This is a genomic window from Synechococcales cyanobacterium T60_A2020_003, assembly GCA_015272205.1.
In the GTDB taxonomy this organism is placed as follows: domain Bacteria; phylum Cyanobacteriota; class Cyanobacteriia; order RECH01; family RECH01; genus JACYMB01.
The window spans coordinates 1-3,786 of sequence record JACYMB010000129.1; the positions used below are offsets into that span (position 1 = coordinate 1).

The 3,786-nt window shown below is 46.5% G+C and carries 6 protein-coding genes and 1 pseudogene; 1 reads left to right on the forward strand and 6 read right to left on the reverse strand.

Annotated elements, in window-relative coordinates; translation table 11 throughout:
• Window positions 1-89 precede the first annotated feature (89 nt).
• Window positions 90-662 (forward strand): annotated as a pseudogene (locus IGR76_06805) (Uma2 family endonuclease).
• A 46-nt stretch (window positions 663-708) separates the two neighbouring features.
• Here IGR76_06805 and IGR76_06810 read toward each other — a convergent pair.
• From IGR76_06810 to IGR76_06835, 6 genes are all read right to left on the reverse strand, one after another.
• Window positions 709-906, reverse strand: coding sequence for a DUF2283 domain-containing protein (locus tag IGR76_06810; GenBank protein MBF2078223.1), 198 nt, complete (start codon window positions 904-906; stop codon window positions 709-711).
• On the reverse strand, window positions 903-1,151 hold the full coding sequence (locus tag IGR76_06815; GenBank protein ID MBF2078224.1) for a DUF4258 domain-containing protein: 249 nt from the start codon (window positions 1,149-1,151) through the stop codon (window positions 903-905). The genes IGR76_06810 and IGR76_06815 overlap by 4 nt, the downstream gene beginning before the upstream one ends.
• A 143-nt stretch (window positions 1,152-1,294) precedes the next feature.
• Window positions 1,295-1,777 (reverse strand): DUF3368 domain-containing protein, encoded by a 483-nt coding sequence (locus tag IGR76_06820; protein ID MBF2078225.1) that lies wholly within the window; start codon window positions 1,775-1,777, stop codon window positions 1,295-1,297.
• Window positions 1,767-2,021 (reverse strand): UPF0175 family protein, encoded by a 255-nt coding sequence (locus tag IGR76_06825; GenBank protein ID MBF2078226.1) that lies wholly within the window; start codon window positions 2,019-2,021, stop codon window positions 1,767-1,769. Before IGR76_06825 ends, IGR76_06820 begins: the two co-directional genes overlap by 11 nt.
• Window positions 2,022-2,278: 257 nt before the next feature.
• Window positions 2,279-3,325, reverse strand: a complete 1,047-nt coding sequence (locus IGR76_06830) for a hypothetical protein (GenBank protein ID MBF2078227.1) — start codon at window positions 3,323-3,325, stop codon at window positions 2,279-2,281.
• A gap of 39 nt (window positions 3,326-3,364) precedes the next feature.
• Entirely contained in the window at window positions 3,365-3,589 is a 225-nt protein-coding gene (locus IGR76_06835; protein ID MBF2078228.1) for a hypothetical protein, read from the reverse strand.
• Window positions 3,590-3,786: the final 197 nt, after the last annotated feature.

Here is a 3,786-nt window from a genome sequence, read left to right on the forward strand (position 1 = left end):
TGTTCATCCATGACTACAATCGCCAAATCAGACGGAAGTTGGTCGAGCAAGGGAACACCCCCTTTTCCTCCTGGAGTGAAGCCATAACTATGACTATGGGTAGCCGTCACGCCTATTTCACACCAGACGAATACTTAGCCATCGAGCGCATTAGCCCCATCAAACATGAATATCTGCAAGGTCAGATGGTGGCGATGGCCGGAGCCAGCAAAGCCCATGTCATTATCACTGGAAATCTTTCAGCTCAGCTCGTTAATCATCTACGCGGTACAGGCTGTATTTCCTATGCTGCGGATATGAAAGTTCGCCTCCCAGCTCTAAACATTTTCTACTATTCTGATTTATCCGTAACGTGCGACGAGCGCGATCGCGTTTCAAATGAAGACTTTATTTTGCATCCCAAACTCATTGTCGAAGTCCTCTCTGACTCTACCGAAGCCTTTGACCGGGGTGACAAATCTTCCGATTACAAAACTATTTCTGAACTGACGGAATATGTTTTGATTCATCAAAAGCAAATCTTGGTTGAACAGTTTCAGTGAAAGGCCAATAATCTATGGGTTCCTGATATCTATCGAGCAGGTGACACAATCAAATTTGTCAGTATTGACTTCGCGTGTGCTATTGAAACGCTCTATGAAAATATCGATCAACTATCTTAAAACTGTGTATGCTTCATTATTAAGTAATAGTAAAGATGCGATCGCCTCAAGCTGTTTCTAGCAAAATCTTTTGAAGCGCATTTGGGCTACGTTGGCTGAGGTATAGCATTTCTATCCCAACAACTTTGCCCTCAGCGTTATAGTCGAGAATAATCCCCTCACTGATTTCCTCAGATTCAACAATCGCAGAATCATCCAGTCTCAAATAAAGGGCATCATCTTCTTTATGGACGACTAGTTTCATTTCACTCTCCTATCAAAGAAGACCGTTATCACTCGCTTTGGATCAACATTCGGATTCACGATAACGCGTAACCAGCGATCGCCAAAATCGTTTATCTGTTTGAGGTAATGCGTATTTCCATAAGAATCCGCTACCGGTAGAAGCCGATCAGGCGAAGCAAGCGTTGCTTCGACCCACGCCATCTCAATATTCCGCTCTTGGATTTGGTGTTGAGCATGGTTAGATATTTGAAATCCTTCCAGCACCCTTGCTTACCCTGTTTCAGTACTTTCTATTTTAAGTGCGATCGTCCAAACCCCAGATCTTCGACTTCCGGCCTACCATCCAACCAGAAGTTGGAGATCTAAATCTATCTAGGCGCGATCGCCCTTCGTATTCACAATTGCCCCTACTCGCCTGCTTGCTTCTTTAATAAAGCCATGACGTCTTCAGAAAGCCATAAACCTGAATCTCGGAGTTGTTGTAAGCGATCGCTTACAGAACTGATCAATCCGCGCTGCTTTGCGAGAACAATCATCCCTCCCGTCCCTAGAGTAGAAATTCCTAGCGTTCGGGCACAACGTCTGGCTGCGGCGTCATCCACCATTGCGCGGTATCCAAGATTTTGCAGGGCAAAGCTCAAAACCGCTGATTCACCTGCACCTAAGTCCCATGTCATAATCAATGGGTGAAGGTCAACGGCAATTGGCGTTACCCAGTTTGTATCAGGAAGATGCTGGGAGGCCAAATCATGCTTAGAGACGGTTACTTCCGCCCAAACCGCCTGGGGCACTAGAATTTTATCAAAGAGTTGTGGTAGTAGTTCAGCTTGACCGCTTTTGAATAGCACGATTAAGGGAGAGGCATTGACAACGACTCGGTCAATCTGCATCCGCTAACTCCTGAGCAAGATCAGCAGCGGTATACTGTAGAACGGAAACTTGGTAGCGAGACAGGGCATCAATAAACTCCGAACGGGAGAGTCCGGCAACTTCAGCCGCTTTTCCTTGCGAAACGTCGCCGAGTTCGTACCACTTGACTGCCGCCGCAATTCGCATTTCCTGCACAAACTCTTCAGGTGCTTTGCGGAGGGCAGAAAAAACGGTATCAGGAAGCTGGATTTGGACGGTTTGCATGGTCTAGATGTTGAGGAAAACCTCATTTTAGTAGAGACGCATTTTCTCCCTACTATACGCTTCTCTGAGAAGAGATGGTGAGCATGCACGCGTTTTCAACTTACCAGATGAATGCGATCGCCCACATCCCCGACCACCGACGTCTTACCTGCTGCCGAACCGTAGCGTTTCGGACTTGCAGCAGAAGTCGGAGATCTAAATCTATCTAGGCGCGATCGCTCCCTGAAAAGATCAGGACGGCGATCGCCAGCAGAACATTAAGTTTGTGAACGACGAGATGCCCAATTTGCGAGTAGCTTGCTTGCATTCATTGCTTGCTCTGAAAGTTGCCGGTTAATCACGTTTCCAACTTCTGTAACCTTGTCTATTACGCTGCCCATCACTTTGTCCCATTGAGTAGGTTCAAAGAACTGAGGATATTCGTCTTTAACGGTCGCAATCTTGTTTTGAATTTCTGCTAATGCTTCAGGCTTTGCGAACGATGCACCTAGGAAGTACGCCTTATCAAGAGTCTGTACAGCCTTTTTCGCATTTTCTTCTATATCAACACCACTGAACGCAAGATCTGCACTTAGCTCTCCCTTTTTGAGTAGAGTAATATACTCAGTCACAATAGCGTTGAGTCTCTTTGATTGACCGCTCGATAGAGCTTTCCATGCAGCGAATCCAATTCCAATCGCTGCGATCGCGGCTCCTCCTGTAGTGAGAGCTGCAAGCATCATTGCTCCAGCAACCATGCCACCGCCACCTGCTGCGATTGCACCACCCCCCAACCATGCCAATGCAGCATTTGTGGCAGCAGCTCCGCTTAACGTACTAATTGCTGTCCCTGTGCTGGCAGCAGCGAAGGACATTACTAAGCTCATCACTGCAGGACCGGTTACAACCCCAGCTGCACCTGCAGCTCCTCCAGACTTTAGTATTAGGAGAAGTCGTTCTCTTGCTTGTTTGGAATCCGGAGTTCCCGCAACGATTTCAGTAGCCCAATGCTCGCAATTGTATGATTTAACGTTATATTTCGGCGCTTCACCTGATTGCTTAAAACGCTTGTAAGCCTCCTTCATGTTGAACTTGATTTCCTCCGGCTCAAGAAGTTGAGGAATGTCGGTGACTATTTCCCATTCTCGCCTTCGTAAAGGAATAATTTCGAAGACGCCGTTTCCCGTTTCCACGTTTTGACTGAAGCCCATCGTGCCAATCTTCTCATCCACAAAGACAGCATAGTGATAGGTGCTGGCTGTCAGCTTATGTCGTAAGACGGTACCCGTTCTGAGATAACTAGCAATGTTGTATTGATTTGACATGGTACATATTCCTCACTTCTTGAGATGAAGCAATACAGCCTAGCTATCCAACCATTCATCAAGAGCTTCTTGCTCCTCTGGAGAGCACATTTCGGCTACAGAATGCGAAGCACTAGAAGCAGACATAATTCCGAGTGTCTGAACTAAATCCAGCTCCACTCCTAGCGTTTGCTCTACTTGCTTACTGACTCCTTTACCCGTCGTAACGCCTTTCTTGACAGCATTAACGAAGCTTTTGAAGATTTTGTTTGGTTGTAAGTCCATTGCTTGGATCCTCAATAACAGATACAGACGTGTTTGGCTCTCGCCACCTCAATTGTATATACGGTCAATGTTACGTAGGTTCAGGAAAACTACTGAAAAGCTTTTCCGAGCCTTCAATGCCACATGGATAAACCATCCAAGCAGATTCCTTTCAATACGAACCAGTGGAAAGGCGATCGCCCTTCAGTAAACGAGGC